At 50.0% G+C, this 25747-nt stretch carries 21 protein-coding genes; 15 read left to right on the plus strand and 6 right to left on the minus strand.

The window, feature by feature from the left end:
• The 15 genes from carB (at position 1) to AJ81_RS04960 (ending at position 19841) form a co-directional block, all read left to right on the plus strand.
• Positions 1-3315, plus strand: coding sequence for a carbamoyl-phosphate synthase large subunit (carB, locus tag AJ81_RS04890; RefSeq protein ID WP_031504934.1), 3315 nt, complete (start codon positions 1-3; stop codon positions 3313-3315).
• Positions 3316-3599: 284 nt separating this feature from the next.
• Positions 3600-4826, plus strand: coding sequence for an ABC transporter substrate-binding protein (locus tag AJ81_RS04895; protein ID WP_031504935.1), 1227 nt, complete (start codon positions 3600-3602; stop codon positions 4824-4826).
• Positions 4827-4904: 78 nt separating this feature from the next.
• Positions 4905-5792: a carbohydrate ABC transporter permease gene (locus AJ81_RS04900; protein WP_031504936.1), complete on the plus strand. Its 888-nt coding sequence runs from the start codon at positions 4905-4907 to the stop codon at positions 5790-5792.
• Positions 5793-6599 carry a carbohydrate ABC transporter permease gene (locus AJ81_RS04905; protein ID WP_051368695.1) on the plus strand — a complete coding sequence of 269 codons (807 nt, stop codon included), beginning with the start codon at positions 5793-5795 and terminating at the stop codon, positions 6597-6599.
• A 12-nt stretch (positions 6600-6611) separates the two neighbouring features.
• Entirely contained in the window at positions 6612-8960 is a 2349-nt protein-coding gene (locus AJ81_RS04910; protein WP_031504938.1) for a glycoside hydrolase family 2 protein, read from the plus strand.
• 27 nt (positions 8961-8987) lie between these two features.
• A complete protein-coding gene (locus AJ81_RS04915) occupies positions 8988-9995 on the plus strand; it encodes a LacI family DNA-binding transcriptional regulator (protein ID WP_031504939.1) in 1008 nt (335 codons plus the stop codon).
• Between the two features lie 161 nt (positions 9996-10156).
• On the plus strand, positions 10157-10366 hold the full coding sequence (locus tag AJ81_RS04920; RefSeq protein WP_031504940.1) for a sugar phosphate isomerase family: 210 nt from the start codon (positions 10157-10159) through the stop codon (positions 10364-10366).
• A 259-nt stretch (positions 10367-10625) separates the two neighbouring features.
• Entirely contained in the window at positions 10626-11534 is a 909-nt protein-coding gene (locus tag AJ81_RS04925) for a diaminopimelate dehydrogenase (RefSeq protein WP_031504941.1), read from the plus strand.
• Positions 11535-11568: 34 nt separating this feature from the next.
• Positions 11569-13122: an ABC transporter substrate-binding protein gene (locus AJ81_RS04930; RefSeq protein WP_031504942.1), complete on the plus strand. Its 1554-nt coding sequence runs from the start codon at positions 11569-11571 to the stop codon at positions 13120-13122.
• Positions 13123-13167: 45 nt separating this feature from the next.
• The gene (locus tag AJ81_RS04935) at positions 13168-14088 is read left to right on the plus strand and encodes an ABC transporter permease (protein ID WP_031504943.1); all 921 of its coding nucleotides are present in this window, start codon (positions 13168-13170) and stop codon (positions 14086-14088) included.
• A 12-nt stretch (positions 14089-14100) separates the two neighbouring features.
• The gene (locus AJ81_RS04940; RefSeq protein ID WP_031504944.1) at positions 14101-14982 is read left to right on the plus strand and encodes an ABC transporter permease; all 882 of its coding nucleotides are present in this window, start codon (positions 14101-14103) and stop codon (positions 14980-14982) included.
• Between the two features lie 14 nt (positions 14983-14996).
• Entirely contained in the window at positions 14997-16133 is a 1137-nt protein-coding gene (locus tag AJ81_RS04945; RefSeq protein ID WP_231845444.1) for a C40 family peptidase, read from the plus strand.
• A gap of 6 nt (positions 16134-16139) precedes the next feature.
• Positions 16140-17129: an ABC transporter ATP-binding protein gene (locus AJ81_RS04950; RefSeq protein ID WP_031504946.1), complete on the plus strand. Its 990-nt coding sequence runs from the start codon at positions 16140-16142 to the stop codon at positions 17127-17129.
• Positions 17126-18100, plus strand: a complete 975-nt coding sequence (locus tag AJ81_RS04955; RefSeq protein ID WP_031504947.1) for an ABC transporter ATP-binding protein — start codon at positions 17126-17128, stop codon at positions 18098-18100. The genes AJ81_RS04950 and AJ81_RS04955 overlap by 4 nt, the downstream gene beginning before the upstream one ends.
• 196 nt (positions 18101-18296) lie before the next feature.
• Positions 18297-19841, plus strand: a complete 1545-nt coding sequence (locus AJ81_RS04960) for a Na+/H+ antiporter NhaC family protein (RefSeq protein ID WP_038059826.1) — start codon at positions 18297-18299, stop codon at positions 19839-19841.
• 19 nt (positions 19842-19860) lie between these two features.
• Here AJ81_RS04960 and gyaR read toward each other — a convergent pair whose 3' ends face one another.
• From gyaR to AJ81_RS04990, 6 genes are read right to left on the minus strand one after another with little or no spacing between them, the layout of a single operon-like run.
• The gene (gene gyaR / locus AJ81_RS04965) at positions 19861-20847 is read right to left on the minus strand and encodes a glyoxylate reductase (RefSeq protein WP_031504950.1); all 987 of its coding nucleotides are present in this window, start codon (positions 20845-20847) and stop codon (positions 19861-19863) included.
• A 3-nt stretch (positions 20848-20850) separates the two neighbouring features.
• Entirely contained in the window at positions 20851-21792 is a 942-nt protein-coding gene (locus AJ81_RS04970) for a sugar phosphate isomerase/epimerase family protein (RefSeq protein WP_031504951.1), read from the minus strand.
• A 4-nt stretch (positions 21793-21796) separates the two neighbouring features.
• Positions 21797-22579, minus strand: a complete 783-nt coding sequence (locus tag AJ81_RS04975) for an HpcH/HpaI aldolase family protein (RefSeq protein ID WP_031504952.1) — start codon at positions 22577-22579, stop codon at positions 21797-21799.
• A 10-nt stretch (positions 22580-22589) separates the two neighbouring features.
• Positions 22590-23480: a 4-hydroxy-tetrahydrodipicolinate synthase gene (gene dapA / locus AJ81_RS04980; protein WP_031504953.1), complete on the minus strand. Its 891-nt coding sequence runs from the start codon at positions 23478-23480 to the stop codon at positions 22590-22592.
• Positions 23481-23493: 13 nt separating this feature from the next.
• Positions 23494-24471 carry a hydroxyacid dehydrogenase gene (locus AJ81_RS04985; protein ID WP_031504954.1) on the minus strand — a complete coding sequence of 326 codons (978 nt, stop codon included), beginning with the start codon at positions 24469-24471 and terminating at the stop codon, positions 23494-23496.
• On the minus strand, positions 24468-25742 hold the full coding sequence (locus AJ81_RS04990) for a nickel-dependent lactate racemase family protein (RefSeq protein ID WP_031504955.1): 1275 nt from the start codon (positions 25740-25742) through the stop codon (positions 24468-24470). Before AJ81_RS04990 ends, AJ81_RS04985 begins: the two co-directional genes overlap by 4 nt.
• Positions 25743-25747 lie beyond the last annotated feature (5 nt).

Genomic DNA, 25747 nt, shown 5'->3' on the forward strand with positions numbered 1-25747 from the left:
ATGCCAAAACGGCAAGACATCAAGAAGATCCTGGTCATAGGTTCTGGTCCCATAACGATCGGGCAAGCGGCGGAGTTCGATTATTCAGGCACACAGGCGCTCAAGGCGTTGAAATCGCTCGGTTATCATGTGATCGTTGTGAACTCCAATTCCGCGACGATAATGACAGATCCACAGTTCTCCGACGCCGTCTACATAGAGCCTCTCGAAGCAACGTACTTAGAAAGAATTATTGCACGTGAAAGACCAGACGCGATACTGTGTACAATGGGTGGTCAGACTGCTCTGAACTTGGCTGTGGAACTTTACAAGAAAGGTATTCTTGAAAAATACAACGTTCAACTCATAGGAGCGAACGTGGAGACTATAGAGAAGGCCGAAGACCGTGAGCTCTTCAAGAAAGCCATGCAAGAAGCTGGTTTACAAGTTCTCAGCAGCCAAACTGTTTCGAGAGTGGACGATGCCCTACGAGTCGCACGCGAGTTGGGCTATCCCGTCGTTGTCAGGCCCAGCTTCACGCTCGGTGGAAGTGGCGGAGGAATAGCGTACAACGAGGATGAACTCATCTCGATCGTGTCGAGGGGCTTGATCGAAAGCCCAGCCAAGACGGTACTCGTTGAAGAATCAGTCATAGGATGGAAAGAGTACGAGCTCGAAGTGATGAGAGACTGTACGGGGAACTTCATAGTCGTCTGTTCGATAGAGAACTTCGATCCAATGGGGATTCACACGGGTGATTCGATCACCGTCGCCCCCGCTCAGACGCTCACCGACAGAGAATACCAAGCGATGAGGGATGCCGCCCTGAAAGCCATGGCCGCCATCAAGATGGAGACTGGTGGCTGCAACATTCAGTTCGCCGTCAACCCACAGGATGGCAGGATGGTGGTGATCGAGATAAATCCCAGGGTCTCAAGATCATCAGCGCTCGCTTCGAAGGCTACAGGTTATCCCATCGCGAAGGTTGCGGCGATGTTGGCGGTCGGTTTGAGGCTCGACGAGATAGCGAACTCGATCACTCAGAAAACTTCTGCCGCGTTCGAACCATCGATCGACTACGTGGTGGTCAAGATGCCGAGGTTCCAGTTGGAGAAATTCCCTGGCTGTGACCCAAGGCTCGGCACACAGATGAAATCGGTCGGCGAAGTGATGGCGATAGGTAGAACCTTCAAAGAGGCGCTGGGTAAAGCTCTAAGATCGCTCGAATTGGACAAGACACCCAAACTCGATCTGAACCACATCAAAGAGTACCTCGCCAATCCCACCCCTGAAAGGATCTCGTACATCTTCGCTGCCTTCAGACACGGCTTCTCCGTTGAAGAGGTACATAGACTCACGAAGATAAACGAGTGGTTCTTGGAAGAGATCAAGTCCATCATGGACTTCGAAAACCAGATCAAGGAGAGAGGGCTCAACGATCCGAACATCTTGAGGAAAGCGAAAGAGTGGGGATTTTCGGACAGAGAACTTTCGGAAATGTTGCAAATCTCTGAGAAAGATGTGCGAAGGATCAGAAAGTCTTTCAGCATAAAACCCATCTTCAAGATGGTCGACACCTGCGCGGCGGAGTTCGAGGCGGCCACACCGTACTTCTATTCGACTTACAACGGTGTCGAGAACGAGGCGATCCCATCGAACAAAAAGAAGATCGTGGTGTTGGGTTCAGGTCCCAACAGAATTGGTCAGGGAATAGAGTTCGACTATGCCAACGTCCACGCCGTTTGGGCGTTTCAAGAGGAAGGTTATGAAGTCATCATGATCAATTCCAACCCCGAGACTGTCTCCACAGACTACGACACCTCCGACAGACTCTACTTCGAGCCTCTCACGGTCGAAGATATCCTCGAGATCATCGAGAGCGAAAAACCTGAAGGCGTCGTGGTCTCTTTTGGAGGACAGACACCTTTGAAGCTATCGAAGGAGCTCGCAGAGGCGGGTGTGAAGATACTCGGGACGGATTTCGAACAAATCGATATCGCTGAAGACAGGGCTCGGTTCGCAACATTCCTGAAAAAGTTGAAACTGAAAATCCCAGACTTCAAGATCGTCACAAGTGTCGAAGAGGCTCTCAGAGTCGTTGACGAACTCGGATTTCCTGTTCTTGTGAGACCGAGCTACGTGCTGGGTGGTAGGGCGATGGCCGTGGTCGAATCGAAGAAAGACTTGGTCGAGTACGTTTCGCAGGCTGCACTGGTTTCGCAGGGACATCCACTCGTTCTGGACAAGTTCTTGGAAGACGCCATCGAATTGGACGTTGATCTGGTCTGCGATGGTGAAAGCGTCTGGATCGCTGGTTTGATGGAACAGATAGAAGAAGCTGGTATACATTCGGGAGATTCCGCATGCGTTCTACCGCCGGTGAGTCTTTCTGACAATCTGATCGATCGCATCGAAGATGTCGTTTTCAAACTGGTGAAGGGCATGAAGATCGTCGGACCAGCAAACGTTCAGCTTGCCATAAAGGACGAAGAGATCTACGTCATCGAGTTGAACCCGAGAGTTTCGAGAACTTTTCCCTTCGTGAGCAAGGCGATAGGAATAGCTGTAGCGGAGATCGCCGCGAAGGTGCTGATCGGCGAGAAACTGATCGATCTTCTAAAACCCTATTTCCCCTACAAGACGAGGAAGGTTTTTTCCAAAGATTTATCCGATTTTCGAGGCGGATTGATACCGACCCCCTGGCCCCCGTACTATTCGGTCAAGGAAGTGGTGATACCGTTCCACAAATTTTTGAACGTCGACACGTTGCTTGGACCAGAGATGCGTTCCACGGGTGAGGTCATGGGTATCGGTGAGACGTTTGCCGAGGCATTTGGCAAGGCACAACTGGCCGCGGATAACTATTTCCCAACTAAAGGTGTGCTCGTCAGCGTCAGAGACAGAGACAAACGAGAGATCATCCCGTTGGTCTCTTACCTGTACGATTTAGGGTTCGAGATCTACGCCACGAACGGTACTGCGAAATCTCTCAGGGCTGCGGGTATTCCAGCGATCGTCGTGCCCAAGGTTGGTGAGGGTAGGCCAGACGTCGTCGATCTGATCGATCAACACAAGGTGGATCTTGTCGTCATCACGCAATCCAACGAGAGGACGGATGAAATTCACCAGATCGATCCTGAAGCCAAGGCACCGTTGAGTTTCGACAGTCGAAGGACCGTTGGGTACAAGATCAGGACGGGGGCGCTCAGAAACAGAATACCGTGCATCACGACGATCGAGGCGTTCAGGGCGATGGTTTCAGCCGTGAGACAGTCACGGTTGAGTGACCTTACTGTCCGAAGTCTGAAAGAGCTGCACACATTGAATTTCTACTAATCCAATACACTCTCGATTGAGGGCTGATAAGGAACCAACTTCTGAGATTTCCCGACAACGTGCTTTTGGTCTGGTAGAGGAAGTCTCACACGGCGAGAAATGTTGTTTTGCCTGAGAATTTTCGCTTTTTTCATTTTAATGGCAAAATTTTTCACATTATCGTTGCCATACTCGTTGTCTTTCTATTTTTCTCGGTCTTCTAACCCTTGTTTTATGTGAACGTTCATGGTATCGTTATAGTAGAACCTTAGGTTCCACACTTCATCCATCAAGGAGGTGCCTTTATGAAAAGGTTACTGGTGGTCACGCTGCTGCTCGCCTTCGGACTCCTCGCCCTGGCAAAAACGACGATAACCGTCTGGACGTTCTTCAGCGGTGGCGAAGGCTTCTTGGTGACTGAACTGATCAAGAGATTCAACGCTGAGAACCCAGACATCGAAGTGATCGAACAGATCGTTGAGTGGGGCCAACTCTACAACAAGTTGACCACTGCAATTGCTGCTGGGGATCCACCCGACGTGTCCGTCATGCACCTTGTACTGGTGCCGGACTACGCCTCAAGGGGTGCTCTCACTGCGCTCGATAATTACATTTCGAAAGAAACGCTTCAAGATTACGTTCCCGAAATCGCGGCAAAAGCTCGCTACGACGGCAAACTCTACGCGGTACCATTCGACACACACCCGTTGGTGCTCTACTACAACAAGAAACTTTTGAAAGAGGCTGGTCTGGTGGATGCCAAAGGTGAGGTGCTCGTGCCCAAGACTTGGGACGAACTGTTGAGCTACGCGAAGCAGGCGAAGGAAAAGCTTGGGCTCGAAGTTGGAATCTCCAGCGAGATCGGCGCGATGATGGGAGACAGGCTCTTCATAGCTTACTACACGCAACTTGGTGGACAAATTTACGATGAGAAGACCAAGACTCTGAAATTCGATTTGGAAAAAGTCAAGAAAACTTACGAGTTCATGAGCAACCTTTACACAAGTGGTGTCATGAAGCCCATGACCTACGACACCGCCGAATCTCTCTTCCAGAACAACCAGTCACCATTCCACTTCAACGGTGTCTGGGTGATGGCGGTGTACCCAACTCTCGAAGGTTTGCAGTTTGGTGTGACAAACTTACCTGCAATAGCTGGAAGCAAACCTTACACGTGGGGGGACAGCCACACCTGGGTGATACCGAAGAAACCGAAGGACGATCCTGCGAAGATCGCTGCTGCAGCGAAGTTCATAGAGTGGTTCGCAAAGAACGCCGCAGAGTGGGCTAAGGCAGGGCACTTGCCAGTCTTGAAGAGCGTTTTGAACTCTGAGGCGTTCCTGGGATTGCCGATGAGAAAAGATTACGCACACGTTGCGGAGTTCGTTGTTCCAGCTCCCAGTGTGAAAGGATGGCTCGAGGTTAGAATAAAGATGTGGGAGATAGGTGAAGCGGTGATCCTTGGAAAGATGACGCCCGACGCGGCAGCCAAGGAATTGGTGAACTTTGCCAAGCAAGTCCTTGAAGATTGAGCATTCGTCGGCTCACTCGAGGGAGGGAGGCTATCCTCCCTCCCTTTTCTCAACTGACTCGTGGTGAGGTGAGACCGCATGGCAGTCTACAGAAAGAAAAAGCACACGTTGCTGGCTTATTTGTTCTTCGCACCTTTTCTTGTTCTGTTACTCATCTTCAGGTTGATTCCATTCTTCAACTCGATCAGGATGATCTTCTACAAGTGGGACATTTTTGGTACACCGAAGTACATAGGCCTTGGAAATTTCACCAGGATGATGTCCGACAAGGTCTTTTGGGCTTCGCTTTGGCATACAGTCTATTTCGTTATACTGACTGTGCCCCCCATCGTTGTTCTTTCGTTCCTAATAGCTCTCTTGATAAATTCCAAAATTAGATTTAAAGATTTTCTCAGAAGCGCCTTCTATCTGCCCTACACCTTGACCATATCGGTGGTCTGTCTAACGTGGACCATGTTGTACAACCCATACTTTGGAATGATCGGAAAGGTGATGAAGTTCTTTGGCTTGAAACCGATAAGCTGGCTCACTGATCCATTTTGGGCGATGCCTGCGATCGTGATAACTACCGTGTGGTGGACGATCGGTTTCTGTATAGTTCTGTACCTTGCCGGCCTTCAGCAGATCCCCGCCTCCTACTACGAAGCTGCTGAGTTGGATGGAGCGAACGGCTTTCAAAAGATGTTCTTCATAACGATCCCTCTGCTCAAAAGGGTACACGTGCTGGTCTTGGTCACGCAGATCATAGCGTCTCTGCAGATTTTCGGCCAAGTGTACATAATGACCGCCGGAGGCCCTGCGGGTAGAACCAGAACCCTCATGCAATACATTTACGAGCAAGGTTTCAGATACTTTCGCATGGGTTACGCTCAAGCCATGGCGTTCGTGTTGTTTCTGGTCATGTTGGTATTCGCATATCTACAACTGCGTCTCATGATAGCCTCTGCGAAAGAGGAGCTGGTCTGAATGAAGTTCAAAAGGTATCTTTTGACCGCATTCGCACTTGCATTGGCTTTGGTTTACCTGATTCCACTCATATGGATGACTCTCGCTTCTTTTCAAAGCGAAAAAGACATATTGGCCAGCAAGTGGATACCAAGCAAATGGTTCGTGGAAAACTACAAGATAATCCTGCAGAGGGCGAAGTTGAGGACTTGGTTCGTGAACAGCTTGATCTCAGCCACGGGAGCCACGGTCGGAATACTTTTGGTCTGCATCCCAGCCGCTTACGCCGTGAGTCGTATGGAATTTCCCGGAAGGAAAATTCTCTATCTCCTCTCGCTCACAGGCTTCATGATACCCACTCAGGCCATCGCGATACCTCTGTATCTGTTGGTCAGAAAGTTTGGACTCGTGAACAACCTCTTGGGAATCATAATCCCCGCCTTGCCTTCTTCCATGGCCGTGTTCATACTCTCTCAGTTCATGAAGGCCATACCTTTGGATTATGAAGAAGCCGCTCGTCTGGATGGAGCCAGTGAACTGGATGTGATGCTGAAGGTGATTCTGCCCATGTCGCTTCCCGCAGTGGTGACGGTGACCGTCCTTCACTTCACCTGGACCTGGAACGACTTCTTCTGGCCTTTGATAGTGATGACTTCAGATAAGATGTACACCCTGCCAGTGGGATTGGTGGCGCTGGCTGCATCCGATGTGAACATACGCTACGGACCCATAATGGCAGCGAACGTTTTGGCATCCTTGCCCGTGATAGCAGTTTACATATTCTTGCAGAGATACTTGACGCGCGGAGTGGTACTGAGTCTCAGGTGAGGGGTGATCGCTTTGAGGCTGAAGCTGAACGAAGGTTGGCGCTTTTCGTTGGATGGAGTTCACTTCGTTGAGGTGAAGTTACCTCACGAGGTGCTCTGGGAAAACGTGAAGGAAAAGGTGAAACATGTGGTATACGAAAAGAAGCTGGATCTGAGAGGTTACGAGAAAAAAAGGATACTTCTTCACTTTCATGGTGTAGATTACATCGCAAGAATTTTCGTGAATGACTCTGAAGTTTTTCAGCATGAGGGTGGCTACGACGACTTCAAGGTGGACATCACAAGACAACTGAAATTCAACGGGAACGACGTGGTGAAGGTCTTGGTTTCAGACGTGGATCTTTCAGAGAGATCCGACGTTGTCGCAGGCAAACAAGATTGGTACGGGAACGCCTGTGGAATCATTCAGCAGGTCGAGCTCTGGATCGTCGATGAAGTTCATGTCGACTCAATGAAAGCCTTTCCCAGAAAGGACCTCAAGAGCGTAGATTGTGAGGTACGCTTCTCGGATGGAACGTGCCACGAGTTCGAAGTGTTCCTCTTAGATCCTTTTGGAAAGGAAGTTCTGCGGGAAAAGATCAAACAGAGCAGATTCACACTACAGCTCGAGAATGCCTTGACTTGGGACCTCTCACATCCCTACCTTTACAAATTCATCGTTGAATTCAACGACGAAAGGATCGAAACCAGATTTGGGTTCAGATACATCGAAACACGAGATGACAAGATCCTTCTGAACGGTGAACCTGTTTACATCTTCGGCGCGCTCGATCAAAACTTCTATGCAGACACGCACTACACGCTCCCAGATCGCGAAAGGCTCCTTGACGAGATGCTCAAAGCCAAGGAAATGGGTCTAAATCTTCTAAGATACCACGTGAAGATACCAGATCAAGACTATCTGGAAGTGGCAGACGAGTTGGGAATCTTGGTTTGGATGGATTTACCTTACGCGAGGCAACTGGACGAGAAAGGGAGAAACTATTTAGAAAAACTTCTTGAAAACGTTTTGAATCGATATGCAAATCACCCATCCTTCGTGATGCTCAGTCTGATCAACGAAACGTGGGGGGTTGACCTTACCGAAAACGCCACAGAGGAAACGAAAGAGTGGATCAGAAAATTCTACGAGAAGGCCAAGACTCTGGATTCCACACGTTTGTACGTGGACAATTCGGCTTGTCCTTGGAACTACCACGTCGTATCGGACGTGGACGATTATCATTTCTACAACGCCTTTCCGTACCACAACGAGCAGTGGAAGAAACGCATCCAAGACTTCGCAACGGGTGAATACAAGACCTTCTTTGAACCACCGAATCGCAAGCTCCCAAAGATCGTCTCAGAGTTTGGAGTGTGGGGCCTTTCCGATCCAAAGGCTTGGCTTGGAGAATGGTCGAAATTCCCCATCAGTGTTATGGGCAACACTTTTGAAGGCTCTGAACCTGTGAGGGCGATCGAGAAAATGGTTGAGTTTCACAACATCGACGATCTCATCTACCAAGCGCAGCTCCATCAATTCTTGGGATTGAAGTACCAAGCGGAAGTGATGCGTCTTTATCCTTCGATCAGTGGATACGTCATCACAGAGTTTTCCGACATAGCGTGGGAAGCCAACGGTCTTTTGGACTACAACAGATCGCCCAAATCCTTCCACCATCTGATGAAAACCATAAACCAACCAATCGTTTGCATCATACCCAACCACAGATCGTTACTGCTCGAAGGACAAATGTATGAGGCAGAAGTGTACTTAGCGAACAACACTTCAAAAAAGTTCGAAGCGACACTCATCGTGAGAACTGAAAGAAAAGTCTTGAAACAGACTCGAGTAGAAATAAAACCTTGGTCTGTGGAGAAAATCACAGACGTGAAGGCACAACTCGAACCTAACGCTCAGAACGTCTTCGTGGAACTGTTCGAAGGAGAAAGATTGCTGAGCCGAAACTTTTATCCGATCATGGTCCTTCGCGAGAACAAGAGGGCTTTGGATATAGTCTGGGTGAACAAGGAAAATTTTTCGGACGAAGAGTTGCTGTGTATGAGGGAAGATGAGAAGATCTACGGTATGTTGGATTTTTCAGGTGATTGGCTGAGCGCCATAACGATATTCAACACGAAGAGACAGCTGAACATCGCCGCACTGCTATGGGATCTTGGACAGTTGGCAACAGCGAATCTGCTTGTGCCTAAGACTTTCGGCCCGATCAGCTCACAGAATTCTTTGATCAGCAAGATCATAGGCTGGGGTTACGCCGTCGCATCGCTCTTGTACGTGAGGGAGGGCAAAGAAGGTGAGCGAATCTTAACAACACTGAAGGAGTGTGAGGTTTCGAAACGATTGATCGAAGAGATCGTTTGATGTTTCTGCTATATTATTGGCAAGGTGATGGGTGTGAGGAAATACATAACGATGAAAGACATCGCCGAAAAGGCTGGCGTTTCTGTGAACACCGTTTCAAGGGTTCTGAACAACAAACCCGATATAAGCAAACAGACGCGCGAAAAGATACTGCGTATCGCCAAGGAATTGGGTTACATAAAGAACATAACCGCATCCTCGTTGCGCAGCAACCAAACCAAGATAGTCGGTGTCATACTCGAAGACATCACGAATTTGTTCTTCGCTGAAGTTATGAAAGGCATGGAGGCCGCGGCAAGGAAGTACGGCTATCAGCTGTTGCTCATGAACACCGGGACAGATGCGAAGAAACAGAGAGAAGCCATACAGACGCTCTTGGAACGCAGGGTCGAAGGCATACTGATCACACCCACGGAGGATGGCCTGAGCGACTTTGAAAGACTTTCTCACATCAACGTTCCCGTGGTGATCGTTGGAAGACACATCGAACGATTACAACTCGATGAGATACACAGCGACGAGGTCAAAGGGGGCTATCTGGCCACAAAGCATTTGCTGTCTAAGGGTAGGAAGAAGATCCTTTTGATAAACTCCGTACCAGAGAACTCCGCGGCGAGGATGAGAGAAGAAGGTTACAGAAAAGCTCTGCGCGAGGCGAATGTTCATCTTTCCGAAGATTACATCATCGTATCGCCCGAGCCGAACATGGAAGCTGGTTACGACGCGGTTTTGAAAGCGATCGAGAAGAAGCTGGACTTTGACGGCATTTTCTGCTACAACGACATGTTCGCCTTCGGTGCGATGAGGGCGCTCGAAGAACTTGGCAAGAGAGTACCTCAGGATGTTGCAGTGGTTGGCTACGACGATGTGGCATTCGCTTCTTACTACAGACCAGCGCTCACAACGATCAGGATAAACAAGTTCGGTATGGGGTTTGAGGCTTTCAAACTTTTGCTGCAAAAATTGAGTGGCAGGAGAAAAAAGCCCAAACGTGTGGTGCTGGACGTCGAACTCATCGCGCGAGAGTCGGCGTGAGTCATGACTTCAAGTTCACAGTCAGGCACGCTTTGTTAACCTGTGGATCAGCTTTAAATTCGTTGACGGGGACACAAAGGTTGCCTCCTCTTGAGAAACATGTTTCGCATCTCCATTTACAAAACAAGTGAAGAGATGGGTCTTGCTGCAGCTTTCGAGAAGTGCCAACCCACGCGATAACTCTGACCGTGCCTGCCATACTGAGCGCCGAGAAGATTCTGTGCATAGTGCCCCGCGAGAGAAAGAAAGAGATAGTTCTCCGAACTCTGGAAGGTCCCATCACGGCTGAACGTCCTGCAAGCTTTTTGAGAAGACATCGCGATGTTCATCTCTTTCTGGACGCAGAGAGTGCTTCGCTGTTGCCTGGATGAAACAACACACTTACCACTGAGGCGAGCTTCAAGCTCGCCTTATTTCTTATTACTGCACCCAGAGAGAGCGCTTCGCGATTTATTTTCAGCATCGCGATATCTATTCAAACCCCCTCGTTTCATGGAGTAGAAGGTTCATCTAAAGGCATTTTGTACGTTTAAGCTAACAATAGGCTTGAGCTTGACTTGATGTATTAAAATGTGGTAACCTATGTTTCGAGGAGTTCATCGGTGTGTTGCACAGAAAGCGAGGGGGAAGATGGAGAAGATCAAAGTGGCCGTAGTCGGCATGGGAAACGTCGGAAGGTACGTGCTTCAAGCTGTCAGAGAATCACAAGACATGGAAGCTGTGGGAATCGTTGAAATTCCAGAACGAGTGAGTCAAATTTCGAGTCAGATCACAGACCTACCTGTCACGAGCAACGTGGAAGAACTTGAAAAACCTGACGTCGCGATCTTGGCGATCGACAGTCGTGCTGTGCCGAGCGTCGCTCCAAGTTTTCTCTACAAAGGCATCAACACAATCGACGCGTACGACATACATGGCGCTGAGGGGGCGCTCAGACTGAAGAAACAGCTCGACGAGATAGCAAAGGAGAACAATTGTGTTGCGATCATATCTGCGGGTTGGGACCCCGGAACCGATTCGCTCATCAGAGCCGTCATGCAGATCATCGCGCCGAAGGGTATGACTTGTACGAACTTCGGTCCAGGCATGAGCATGGGTCACACCGTGGCTGTGAAGAGGATCAAGGGAGTGAAGGATGCCGTTTCGATCACTTGTCCGAAGGGCATGGGCATGCACATGAGGCTCGTGTACGTGGAATTAGAGGACGGATACGATTTCGACGAAGTGGCGAAGAAGATCTCGGAAGATCCATACTTCTGTCACGATGAAGTTTACATAAATCAAGTCAGCACTGTGAAGGACTTGATAGACATGGGTCATTCCGTGAAAATAGAAAGGAAAGGAACTTCCGCAGGTGCTTGCAATCAAAGGATGGAATACCACATGTCAGTGAACAACCCAGCTGCAACGGCACAGGTTATGGTTGCAGCAGCTCGTGCAAGTGTGAAGCAAAAGCCCGGTTGTTACACGTTACTCGAGATACCTTTGATAGACTTACTGCTTGGAGAGAAGGACGAGCTGATCTGTAAGTTATTGTGAATTTGGCCTACAACTTTGTTGAGGGGGTGTTCTCATGAAGAGAGTTCTTCTGGTAGCGGTTTTGGTCTTCGCCGCGGTGATGCTCTTCGCACAAGCGCCGAAAAGGGGTGGCACTCTGTACGACTACTTCACCACCGACAGAATGACATTCGATGCCCAGGAAGACACGACCTTGCAGACCTATGCTTTGGCAAGACTCTTGTTCAGCACACTGGTGAGGTACAAGGGCGAAACTTTGGAGCTCGAACCGGAACTGCTCGCGAAGATGCCAGAAATTTCTGAAGATGGAAGAGTCTACACGTTTGAGCTCAAGAAGAATATCAAGTTCCACGATGGAAAGACGGAGCTCACGAGCGACGATGTGAAGTTCACGATCGAGAGGATGCTCAGTCCGAAGGGCAGGGGCGCGAGCAAGTGGTTGTTCGATGTCATACTGGGTGCCGAGGAGTTCATCAAAGGTGAATCCACAAGCCTGGAAGGTTTCAAGAAGATCGACGACTACAAGTTCCAAATAATACTCAAAGAAGCTTACGCACCATTTTTGTACCACCTTGCGGTCCCAGGTGCCTCGATCTACTCCGAAAAGCTTGTCAAAGCCGCTGGAGACAACTGGAAACTCAACCCCGTGGGAACGGGCCCCTTCAAACTGAAGAGGCACATACCCAACACCGAGATCGTTCTTGAGAGGAACCCATATTACTTCGAAAAGGACCTTCCATACCTCGACGGCATAGTTTTCAGAATAGTCCCAGACTCAACGACCGCGCTCATGGAGTTCGAGGCGGGAACGCTCGACGTGGTGACGATACCCGTACTCGAGTACGACAGGCTGAAGAAATCTGGAAAGTACAACATCATCGAGAAGGAAGCGCTCAATACGTACTATTTCTTGATGAATATGAGCGATCCAAAGTGGTCCAACCCGATCTTGAGAAAGGCCATGGCGCTCGCGATCAACAAGGAAGAGCTCGCAGAGGCAGTCTTTGGACCAAGAGCAACCGTGGCGACGAGTTTCGTCACACCGGGTATACCCGGATCCTATCCACTTGGAGAAGGTCCAGCTTACGAGTACAACCCAGAAGAAGCGAAAAAATTGGTTGCACAGCTTGGAAACATCGGCAAGGTGACGGCGTGGCAGTGGGGTGGAGACACACTCTCACAGCCGAACATAATCATCCAAGCGATGGCCAAGGAAGTTGGAATAGACCTCGAGATCATACCAATCGAAAGGGCTGCATTCCGTCAAGCGAGAAGAGAGGGTAAAATCCCGGCAAATTATGGTAACTGGTGGGCGGACATTCCAGATCCAGACAACTACATAGGCGTCTTCTTCGGCGAGGGTAATCAGATGTCTTCCGGCTACAACAACAAGGAAGTCCAAGAAATGATCAAGAAAGCGCGCGTCGAGGTCGATCCGGAAAAGAGAGCGCAGATGTACAGAGAGATAGAGTACAAGATCATCAGAGAAGACATAGCAGTCATACCGTTGTTCCATTTGAAATACCTGCTTGCGACTCAAAAGAACGTGCACGGCATAATCGCTCATCCGACTGGAATAACCGTCTATCTGTACGCGTACAAAGAGTGAATCCTTGGGCGGGCGCACGCCCGCCCTTTCAGGAGGAAAACGATCGTGGTTCAATACATCGTTCGCCGTCTACTTTATTCAATACCCGTCATCATCGGAGTCACTCTGATAACCTTCATCTTGCTCAACGTAGTGCCCGGTGATCCCGTTCTGGAGATGGTTGGAAAGTACGCAGATCCAGTAGCAATTGAACAGATAAGAGAGCAACTGGGACTGAACGATCCACTTATCGTGCAGTATTTGAGATTTCTGTTCAACCTGTTGAGAGGAGACCTTGGCAAATCGTTCAAGACCAATATGCCCGTCTCCAAGATGATCGCCGATACGTTCCCCACCACTCTGAAACTGGCTCTCAGTTCGTACCTGGTGGCAATAGTGCTGGGAGTTTCTGTAGGTATCATTTCGGCGGTCAAGCAATATTCCATCCTTGATCGTTCCATGATGATCCTCGCACTCGCGGGAGTGAGTGCGCCCGTTTTTTGGGTTGCCGTTGTTGCACAATTGGTCTTCGGACTGAAACTTGGTTGGTTTCCCATATCTGGCTATTACAGTTTCAAACACATGATCTTGCCCGCGATCGTCTTGGGAACGAGGTTCGCCGCTTCAATCGCTCGTTACACCAGGAGCGCCCTTTTGGACGTGATAAGGCAAGATTACATCAGGACCGCTCGCGCCAAGGGGCTTTCGGAGAGAAGGGTGATCTTCATTCATGCTCTCAAGAACGCGATGATTCCCGTAGTGACGATCCTCGGGATGCAACTCAGTGGATTGTTGACGGGTTCCATCCTCACCGAAACGGTCTTTGCGATTCCTGGGCTTGGAAGGCTTTCCGTCTGGGCTCTTTCGGAAAGAGATTTTCCGCTCGTTCAAGGAACTGTCGTTTTCACGGCGATCGTGTACATTTTGGGCAATCTGATCGTGGACATATCCTATGCGTTTTTGAACCCGAGAGTCAGGTTGAAATAGGAGGTAACTCTTGTGGCTGAGAAGAAGGCCGCTTCACTTTATGCGGATGCCTTCAGAAGATTGAGAAAGAACAAAGCGGCGATGTTTGGGCTGATCTTCGTGATCTTCGTCGTGTTCGTCGCCGTTTTCGCACCTTTGCTCGCACCGGCCGATCCGAACAAGATAGACCTGCGAAATCGTCTCAAACCCATGGGTTCACCGTCGGGGATATGCAAAAATGGAGTTTACATTCTCGGCTCCGATGAGTACGGCAGGGACATCCTTTCGCGTTTGATTTACGGTGCGAGGATCTCTCTGACGGTCGGTGTCATGACGCAGCTCATCACAACGGCGATAGGGATCGTCGTGGGATCTCTGGCAGGCTACTACGGTGGAGTCATCGACATGGTGATGATGAGGGTAGCGGATATGTTGTTCGCATTCCCAGAGCTTCTCTTCTACATCGGTATGATGTTCGCGCTTGGCCCGGGTTTGACGAACATGTTCATCGCACTCTCTGTGATCGGTTGGGCTGGGAAAGCGCGTTTGGTGAGGAGCCAGGTGATCTATTTGAAGGAAACTGAGTTCGTGGAAGCTGCAAAAGCTCAAGGACTTTCAGACTTTCGAATCATCGTGAAACACATACTTCCCAACTGCATGGGTCCGATCATCGTTTCGGTGTCGTTGGGCATACCAGGCGCGATCCTGGCCGAGGCGGGTCTATCGTTCCTCGGGTTGGGCATCCTTCCTCCGACACCAAGTTGGGGAAACATGATAAGATCGGCGAGTGCGTATCTCAGAATCCAACCTTGGTACGCCGTCTGGCCGGGTCTGGTGCTCATGCTCGCCACGTTCGCCTTCAACCTGCTCGGAGATGGACTCAGGGACGCGCTCGATCCGAGATTGAAGCAGTGAAAGGGTGTGCGATGATGAAAAAACTCACCTTGATCTGCTTGATATTGATTGCGATCTCGTTCTTTGGGAGTGGTGTGGCTGTGGAAAGCTTGGAGCTTGCAAAAAAGCAGATAGAACTGTTCAAGAAAGAATTCAGGATCGAACCACGAGAAATGGTGTTCAACGTCACGGTGGGTAGTGAGGATGGAAAGCTGACAATCTTTGGAGAAGTTTCAGAACCCAAATTGAAAGAATCTCTGCTCGAAAGACTGAGAACGGCTCTCCAAGTTTCTTTCGAAGACAAGATCAAACTCTTGCCGGACGAATCTGTTGGTGAGAAGATCTTTGCGGTCGTGAACGTGGACGTGGTGAACTTGATGGACGCACCCAGAAGAACTTTGCAGAAGAACGCGGTGACTCAGGCGCGCATGGGGGACATTCTGAAACTGTTCAAGAGGGATGGCGATTGGTACTTGGTGCAGATGGAAGATTCTTACATAGGTTGGATCGATGGATCCAAAATCGTGAGCATGAGCGAGATTGAACTGAAGGAATATCTCTCTTCACCTTTCGTACTGATCGTTTCCAAGTTCGCACAGCTTTACAGCGAAATGGACCCAAAGAGTGTGGTCGAAGCGAAGCTCGTACAGGGAACCACACTGCCTTGCGTCGAAGTTAAAGGTGAATGGTTGAAACTGAGATTGCCCGATCAAAGAGAATTTTTCGTGAGATCGAGCGATGCACAGTTGTTCGAAAGCAGACACGAAGTCTTCGCAACTCAAAAAGGTACAGAGTACATCATCGAAATCGCGAAACAGCATTTGGGACTTCCCTATCTGTGGGCGGGCACGACGTCTTACGGGTTCGATTGTTCGGGTTTCACACAGTTCTGCTTCAAGATGGCAGGTTATTTCTTGAGACGGGATGCGGACATGCAGTACGAACAGGGTGAACCTGTGCTGGATAGGAAAGATCTCAAAATGGGAGATCTGGTGTTCTTCCAAACCTACAAGGCAGGTCCCTCACACGTGGGCATCTACATCGGAAACATGAAGTATATCCACTCTGGAAGCAAGGGTGTGGCGATAAACAGTTTCGATCCGAACGATCCCGACTATTCGGCGGACCTCGATAGAAAATACATCGGTGCGAGAAGGATCATTCAAAGGTGATAGACGATGGCAGAGCTGTTGCGTGTTGAGGATCTCACCGTGAAGTTCTTCACCAGTGATGGAATCGTACACGCCGTGGACAAGGTGAGCTTCTCCATCGAAGAAGAGGAAGTGCTCGGATTGGTTGGAGAATCCGGCTGTGGAAAGTCCGTGACCTCCTTGGCCGTGATGAGACTTTTACCAGTTCCACCAGCGAAGATCACTTCTGGAAAGATCTTCTTCGACGGAAAGGATCTGCTCCAACTTTCGGATGCCGAAATGAGAAAGATTCGTGGCAACGCGATATCGATGATCTTTCAAGAACCCATGACTTCGCTGAACCCCGTCATAACGGTGGGAAAACAGATCGCCGAAGCGATCGTGACACACCAGAACGTGAGCATGGAGGAAGCCAAGAAAAAGTCGATCGAACTGCTCAAGCTGGTGGGTATTCCAAATCCTGAAAAACGTTACGACGATTATCCGCACCAGATGTCTGGTGGAATGAGACAGCGCGCCATGATAGCAATGGCCCTCGCGTGTAACCCGAAACTTCTCATCGCGGATGAACCCACCACCGCGCTCGATGTGACCGTTCAGGCGCAGATACTCGATCTCATCGCCCAGCTCAAGGACAGTTTCGGAATGAGCGTCTTGCTCATAACCCACGATCTGGGAGTCATCGCCGAGATGTGCAACAGGGTCATCGTGATGTACGCAGGTCAAATCGTCGAGGAAGCTCCTTGTGTAGACTTGTTTGACTCTCCATTGCATCCCTACACGGACGGGCTTTTGAAGTCTATACCCAAACTCGAACCTGGAAAGAAACCTTTGCACACGATCGAGGGGAGTGTTCCGAACGCGATGGATTTACCGGCAGGTTGCAGGTTTCATCCACGATGTCCTTTCGCTTTCGATCTCTGCAGGGAAAAGGTTCCAAAGCTTGTGAACGTGAACCAGCACAGAAGGGTCAGATGTTTCTTGAGAGGATCACAACCCGAGGAAGTGGAAGCATGAACGAAGTTCTGCTCGAAGTGAAAAACCTGGTGAAGCACTTCCCAGTGAAGGCTGGCATATTCCAAAGAACCGTTGCCGTGGTGAAGGCCGTAGACGGGGTGAGTTTCCAGATAAAGAAAGGAGAAACTTTCGGCTTGGTGGGTGAGAGTGGCTGTGGAAAGACGACCACCGGAAGATGCGTTCTGATGCTCGAGACACCCACCAGCGGTGAGATCGTTTTCAAGGGTGTGGACATAACGAAATTGAGCCAGAAACAGCTGAGAAAACTTCGTCCAAAGATGCAGATAGTTTTTCAAGATCCCTTCAGCTCGCTCAACCCCAGACTTCCAATAAAGGAGATCATCGGTGAAGCCATCGCATACCATGGAATCGCGAAAGGAAGAGAAGTTGAAAGAAGGGTTCAAGAGCTCTTAGAAATGGTGGGACTCTCCGTCGAACACATGAACAGATACCCGCACGAATTCTCTGGTGGTCAAAGACAGAGAATCTGTATCGCTCGAGCGTTGGCGACAGAGCCCGATCTCATCGTTTGTGACGAAGCCGTTTCTGCGCTCGATGTGTCCATACAGAGTCAGATACTCAAACTTCTGGAGAACCTCCAAGCAAAGCTCGGTGTGGCCTATCTGTTCATCTCGCACGCTCTGAACGTTGTCAAGTACATCTCGCACAGAATTGGTGTGATGTACCTTGGAAAGCTCGTGGAGGTTGCAGAGAGTGAGGAACTCTATCTGAACCCACTTCATCCCTACACGAAGGCGCTCATTTCGGCCGTGCCCGTTCCTGATCCAAAGCTCAAGCGAAAGAAGATCATACTCAAAGGCGATGTTCCAAGTCCTTTGAATCCACCTCGAGGATGCAGGTTCGTCACCAGATGTCCTCAAGCGATGCAGGTTTGTGGTGAGATCGAACCACAACTGATAGAGGTCGCGCCAAACCATTTCGTAGCGTGTCATTTGTACTCGTGGGCGTAGCAAAATTTTCACAAATAACGACGGGGACAAGCAAATCTTCCTTCGTCCTCGCTCAGTAGCCAAGATTTTCTGGTTCTTGAAATTTCCCAATAAAAACAAACAGTGACGAATCTTCTCTTCTCTCTCCAGAATCTTGCAACCTACAGATCTGGCGTATATAATAGTAGCAACAAATTTTGTTGGGGGGGGTATGAACATGGAAGGCACGGCGTGGGCAGTTTTACCTCCACTTGTGGCGATTGTGCTGTGCTTCCTGACAAGAAACGTCATACTTTCGCTCTTCCTCGGCATCTTCACGGGTGGTCTGCTCTTGAACGGTTTCAACCCCATCGCAGGCGTGGTTTATTCGCTCGAGAAGATCATCGGCTCCATGGCGGACGAGTGGAACGCGAAGTTGCTCTTGTTCAACCTACTCATGGGTTCAGGTATAGCCTTCATCTGGCGCTTGGGTGGTAGCAAGGCTCTGGCTGACTGGGCCAGGACGAAGATAAAGACCAAAAGATCGGCGAGCGTTTGGGCTTGGCTTCTGGGTGTCATCGTGTTCTTCAACGATTACATCAACTCTGCGATCGTTGGAAACGTGATGAGGGATATCTTCGAGCAAAGGAAGATCTCGAAAGAGAAGCTCTCCTACATCCTCGATTCGACATCTGCACCAGTCGCCACCTTTTTCATCTCCGACTGGATAGCTTACCAACTCGCGATGATCCAGAACGGATTGACCGTGGCGGGCATAACGACTGTTGCTCCTCTCGCTGCATTCATAGGAAGTATCCCGTTCAACTTCTACTGCATCTTCACCGTTCTTTTTGTCGGTATCGTAGCGGTGAGTGGCTGGGACTTCGGGCCAATGTTGAAAGCGGAGATCAGGGCTGAAAAAGAAGGCAAAACTTCCAGAGACGGCGCGATGCCGATGCTGAACATAGACTTCGAGCTTGGAAAACCGATCGAAAAAAGGCCTATGATAATGACCTTCGTGCTGCCGATCGTCGCACTCGTTTTTGTCACAATCTTCGGTTTTTACTACACCGGCGCTGCACAGGGCGGAGAAACTCTCATAGAGAAACTTGGGAACGCCGATGCGGCGACGGCACTGTTGTGGGGCGCATTTGCGATGGCGCTGGTCGGTATAGTGATAGCGCTCAGTTTCAAGTTGATGAGCATCACTGAGGCGATGCGAACTTTGCTGGACGGCTTCAAGTTGATGCTTTTAGCTTGTGCAATATTGGTCATGGCCTGGTCCATCGGGACCGTGACCAAGGACATGAAGTTGGCAGATTATGTGGTTTCACTCGTCGGAGAGAACGTCTCTTTCGCATTAATACCGGCGATCGTGTTCTTGATCGGCATGTTCATTTCTTTCTCTACTGGAACTTCCTGGGGTACGATGGCAATCCTCACACCGATTGCGATACCTGTGGCCTACAGTATCACTAAAGATCCTTGGTTGTCAACGACGGTCATGGCGGGAGCGGTGTTCGCAGGTGCGATCTTTGGAGACCATTGTTCACCCATCTCTGACACGACTGTGCTCTCTTCGATATTCTCTGGTTGTGATCACATGGACCATGTGAACACGCAGATTCCTTACGCGATCACTTGTGCGATGGTGGCCTTGGTGATGTATCTGTTGTACGGAATCTTCAAGATCAGCCCGTTCGTTCTTTTGCCGATCGGAGTGATTCTTCTGGTTTTCTTGGCACGATTGTTGCACGCACGTTCTATGAAAAGTGTGGCATAAAAAGTGAGGGCTTTCGCCCTCACTTTTTCTTCAGTACCTCTGGATTGACCAAGTTGGGCGGTACCTCACCACTGAGTGCCTTGATGACGTTTTCAGCAACCATGACTGACATCTTCGATCTTGTGGCGTAAGAAGCAGAAGCAATGTGCGGTGCGAGCACTACGTTGTCGAGCTTGAGCAGTTCAGGTTCTACCTCGGGTTCGTTCTCAAACACATCCAACGCAGCTCCCTTGATCCAACCTTCCTTCAAAGCTTTCACCAACGCCTTTTCGTCCACCACGGGACCCCTCGCGGTGTTGATGAGGTAAGCATCTTTCTTCATCATCTTGAGTTCTTTCTCACCGATCAAATGGTGTGTTTCCTTTGTGAGAGGTACGTGGAGTGTGACGAAATCCGATTCTTTCAAGAGCGTTGGAAGATCGACGAAGGTGGCCTTCAACTCCTTCTCGATCTGCTCATCTACCCTCGCGTTGTCGTAGTACAGAACTCTCATGTTGAATCCAAGAGCCCTTCGCGCCATGGCTTGACCTATGCGCCCGAATCCCACGATACCGAGCGTGGCTCCGTGAACGTCGGTGCCGATTAGAAGCATGGGTTCCCAACCGCGGAACTTGCCTTCCCTGACAAACCTGTCCGCTTCAACGACTCTTCGTGCTATGGCCATGAGAAGGGTCCAAGCGAAGTCCGCTGTGGTCTCGGTCAACACACCAGGTGTGTTCGTGACCATGATACCTCGTTTCGTTGCTTCTTCGACGTCGATGTTGTTGTAACCCACCGCGTAGTTCGCGATGATCTTCAGATTGGGACCTGCGGCGTCCATGACCTCGGCGTCTATGTTGTCCGTGAGCAAACTGACCAGCGCATCGACTCCTTTGACTTTCTCCAGAAGCATTTCTCTGGGTATGACTCCGTCGTAATCGCTGACTTCAACGTCGTAGCGCTCCTTGAGCATGTTCAATCCTTCCTCGAGAATCTTCCTCGTCACGAAGACTTTGAACCTATTCATCGATCAAACCTCCTTGAGAAGTTTTGCATAGGCCGTGAGGAAAGTTCTCTTCGCATTCGCAACAACAAGGTCTGGATCTTCATCAGGCAACGGCTTGACTTCGAAAGAGATGACAGGTTTTTCCGTTGAAAGTTTTCTTTCGAAATAGCCAATTTTGACCAAAGCTTTGAGGAAGTAGGTGAGTTCTTCCACGTCGTTCTTTCCACCACTTATTCCGAACCTCGGATGTTGATCTCCGTAAGCTACATGGTTCGTTTCGAGCACCGCGTTGCCCACGTGGATGTGCGTCACGAAAGGTGAGAGTAAATTCAGTGTGTAGAAAGGATCTTCGAACAAGAGTGGCTGGTGTGACAGATCGATCGTTAAGCCAAAATTGTCGTGGAAAGATCTCACCTTCGAAGCGATTTCGAAGGCTATCGGTGCAGGACCAACGAGCGCGTTCTTTTCGATCGAATAATCGAAAACTTCGAGGTTCACAGCCAGCGTGTAACCGAACTCTTCAGACCTCTGTTTCGCATAGTCACAGATCTCGCACAGAGATTCGACCAATCTTTCCTTCGCCGCTCCGAGTTGTTCCTTCTCGGGCATTCTGCCACTCAGAAAGGCGATGGCTTTTGCATTAGAAACGTAGGCTTTTTCAACGGCCTTCTTGATCTCATCAACGGCGAGCCTTCTTTCTTCTTCGTTGAGCGAGTTCAGATTCAATTTTCTGGAGAGAACCAGAGGTTGGGCAGCTATCAAAAGTTCGACTCTGGCAACATCGCACATCTTGCCGATCTTCTTCAAAGTATTCTCTTCGATGAGCGCGCTCACTTCGATCGCCTGGAAGAATTCGTCCGTGAGCACTCTCTTCACCGTTGAGAGGATCTCTTCCTCACCCTTCGCGTTGGGATACGCCATGAAGTGTATCAAGCCCATGTGGAACGTGTCGTGCCAAGGATACATCGTCTCACCTCCTTTGGATCATCTGCTTCAAGGCATCGACGATCTTTTTACCATTATCGACGATCAGATTGATGTCGCTGGAACACATCAAAAGCTTCATACCCTTCTCGATCCATGGCTGCAGCGCCTCGGGCGTTGGAAGGTGTATGCCACATGGTACGTTGAGCTTCAAACATTTCTCAACGAACTTATCCACGTATTCCTGAACGAGTGGATGCTTCGTGTTCCCAGGCACACCGAGGCTCTGCGACAGATCGTTGGGTCCTATCAGGCACGCATCCACACCAGGCAAGATCAGTTCCTCAAGATGGTCTATGGCTTCTTTGCTCTCTATCTGCAGTATGATCAGGGTGTTCTCGTTGGCCCACTTGGTGACCTCTTCACCCCTCACGGACGCGAAGTTCGTCGGTGTTCTCCTCAAAGCCATGCCCCTCTCACCGAGAGGATAGTACTTGGTCGCCTTTATTATCTGCTCGACCTCCTCGCGCGTCTCAACTTGTGGCACCAAAAGACCCTCCGCACCGCTGTCGAGCGGTCTGGAGAGATTGTGATGGCCGTATCTGGTTGGCACCCTGACGATCGGGGTGATCCCTCCGGCCCTCGCCGCCCAAACCATGTCCTGAACGGTTTCGAGACTGAAAGGCGAATGCTCGGTATCTATAACGAAAAAATCGAAGCCCGATGTGGCGAACATCTGTGCTATGCCGGGCGTTCTTATCTCACTCACCATTATACCTATGGCGTGTTTGCCCTCTTTCAGCAGTTTCTTGGTCTTATTCTCGCGCACCATCTTCACCTCACAGAAGTTTCATACTCTGAAGCACTTTCCTCAATTCAGCTTTCTTCTCCTCGCTCATTTCTTTGATCGGTCCACGCGCCGGTCCCGCCTCGATTCCGATCATGTTCAACGCTTCCTTTATGACCACGGGGAACGTACCGAGCTCGAAAGCGAGTCTCAACGGCGTGAGTTCCTCCTGAGCGCGTTTCGCGTTCTCGAGATCCCCCTGCACGAAGTAGTCGTATATGCTCGCAACGAGCCTCGGTGCGACGTTGGCCGTGGCCGCGATCGAACCTGACCCACCGTAGAGGAGCGTCGCGAGGATGAGCGTGTCCCTACCTGCGAGCACGTGAAAGTTCTTGTTCTTGGTTCTTCTTATGTAATCGCTGGTGGTCGTCAGATCGCCGCTGCTGTCCTTTATACCAACGATGTTGTCTATCTCTGCAAGTTTTTCAACCGTTTTTGGATCGATCTTTACACCACCAGTTCTTGCTGGATTGTTGTACAGCAGTACTGGCAACTTCGTGGCCTTCGCGATCTTAACGTAGTGTTCGTAGAGTTCTTCTTGAGTCGGACTGATGTAATATGGGGTGATGATCGAAACGGCATCGACTCCGATCTTCTCGGCGGCATCGTTGAGCTCGATGACTTCTCTGGTGGTTATGCCTCCGGTACCTGCGTAAACAGGAACTCGCCCGTTCACCTCTTCCACGGCTATCTCCATGAGCCTGATCTTTTCTTCTTTGGTCAGCGCGTAGAACTCTCCTTGACTGCCTATGATGAAGACACCGTGAACGCCGTTGTCAATCAGATAGTTCAAGAGCTTTCTGAAAGCTGACTCGTTGATGCTCTCGTCATTGTTCATGGGTGTGACGACCGCCGGTATGACTCCCTTTGGAACAAAAGACATCTTTATCCCTCCTTCAGATCTTTCCGTATTTTTTGAGCAGATCCAGATTCACCGGAAAACTCGGCTTTCTTCCCGTCAGAACCTCGATCACACCTTGAGCGGCTCCTTCGGCCATCCTGATCACGCACTCTTTCGTCAATGCAGCGTTGTGTGGTGTCAGCAGTATCTTTTCGCACTTGAAGAAAGGATGATCGTTTTTCGGAGGTTCCTCTATGAAAACGTCCGTGGCTGCTCCAGCTATCCAACCCTCTTCGACGGCTTTCAAGACCGCAAGCTCGTCCCATATTGGACCGCGCGCCATGTTTATGATGTATGCTGTGGGCTTCATGAGTTTGAGCTGATCTTCTCTTATCATGAACCTGGTTTCGGGCGTGAAAGGAACGTGTATCGTGACGAAGTCCGACTCTCTCAACAGTCTTTCCAATGGGACCAGTTCAACACCCAACTCTGTAGCCTTGCGGGCATCGATGTAGGGATCGAACGCCAAGACTTTCATGGAAAAGGCTGCCTGACACTTCTTCGCGACGAGCGAGCCGATCCTTCCAAGCCCTATGATTCCAAGCGTTTTCCCATCCACATCCGTCGTGGAGAACTGATCTCTGATGTTGAAATCACCCTTCCTCGTCGCGAGGTCCATCTGCTTGAGTCGCTTCGCCAAAGCCAATATGAAGGCGATCGTGGCTTCCGCCACCGAGAGTGCGTTCGCGTTGGGCGTGTTCACAACGTAGATTCCATGCTTCGAAGCCTCTTCGACATCGATGTTGTCCACCCCGACACCGTGCCTCGCGATCACCTTCAACTTCGGCGCGTTCCTTATGATCTCTGCGGTGAAAGGAGCCGTCCTCACGATGACCCCATCACAGTCGACGATCTCTCTGGCAACGACTGAAGGCTCTGGACTTGAGGCTTGGATGACTTGAAAACCTGCGTTCAAAAGCATCTTGACACCGCTCTCATGGATCGGTTGAACGATCATCACCTTCACGTTCATCCCTCCAGCCTTGGAATCGTGTTGACACCGTTCGGCATTACGAGAAACTTCGCACGCGGATTCTTTTTCAGAATTTGATCGATGCCTTCCTGCAACGTCGAGATTTTCGAGAGAAAGATTTTCTTCAAAATGGCATCTTCTATCTCACAATCGCTCATAACTATCGATGCGTAAGACAAGATCCTCGTGAGAATGTAGGCCTTGTGTTCACCGAAAGCGAAGCCACGTGTGAACAAACGATCCTTCAGCTCTTCGAAGCTGGCGAAGCTGGACATGAGTCGGTAATAGTTTTCGTCTCCCAGTCCATCTTCGCACCGTGCCGGAATCAAGATGACCCCACTCTCCTTCACAACGGGCCTCGGACCGAGAACGACGGTGTTCGCGGCACGCGTGGCTTGGTAGAGGTTAACACTTTTTGGATAGCCTGGGCAAGAGATCACGACGTCCGCAACCTCTGGTACTGGCACTTCCACGCAGGATCTTGTGAATTTCACGGCAGATTCGAAGGATTTGATCGGATGACCTGAGAAGGCGGCAACGAGACGTTTTTCTTCGTTCAGCACGAGGTTGACTGTGAAATCCACCTTCACCCTCTCGGCCATCTCGTTCAAGAATTCTCTGAAGATGTTGTTCTCTATCACTCCAAGTTTCGTTCTTGGATCCGATAGCACTTTCAAACTGTGCGTCGAACCTATGGTTTCCATGCCGGCCAACCCAACACAGATGGTCTTCACACCGCCACTGTAGCCTGCGAAGAGGTGTGGTTCGATCACACCAACGGTGATCTTCACGTCTGCCTCCATCAACTTCCTGTTCACCTTCATGGGGAAACCTGCAGAGCTACAACCAAGGTCGACCAGATCGTTGCGACAGTCGTGGTTGTAAACTGCATATTCGTTCGCGATTCTCTTTCCGAGTTTCTGTTCGATCTCCCCGTGAGTCATGGGCCTGTGCGTCCCGAGCGCGATCAAGAAATATATGTTCTCTTTCCTCACGCCGGCCCTGTGGAGTTCTTCAAGCAGAAGTTCGCTCACCGTTTCATCCATGGCGTACCTGGTCATGTCCGTCACAACGATGGCCACCTTTTCGTGCCCGTCCACCATTTCACTCAACTTCAGCGAGGCGATAGGATTGGACAAAGACCTCTTCAGCTCTGCCACTGGATCGTGCACTGGATCGGGAAAGCGTGCATGGGCTATCGATAGAAGGTTTCGATCTGGTATTTCGATCTCGAGATCTTTGTTCTTGTCGTAAGCGAATTTTATCCTCATCGTCT

The organism is Pseudothermotoga hypogea DSM 11164 = NBRC 106472 (genome assembly GCF_000816145.1).
GTDB lineage: Bacteria > Thermotogota > Thermotogae > Thermotogales > DSM-5069 > Pseudothermotoga_A > Pseudothermotoga_A hypogea.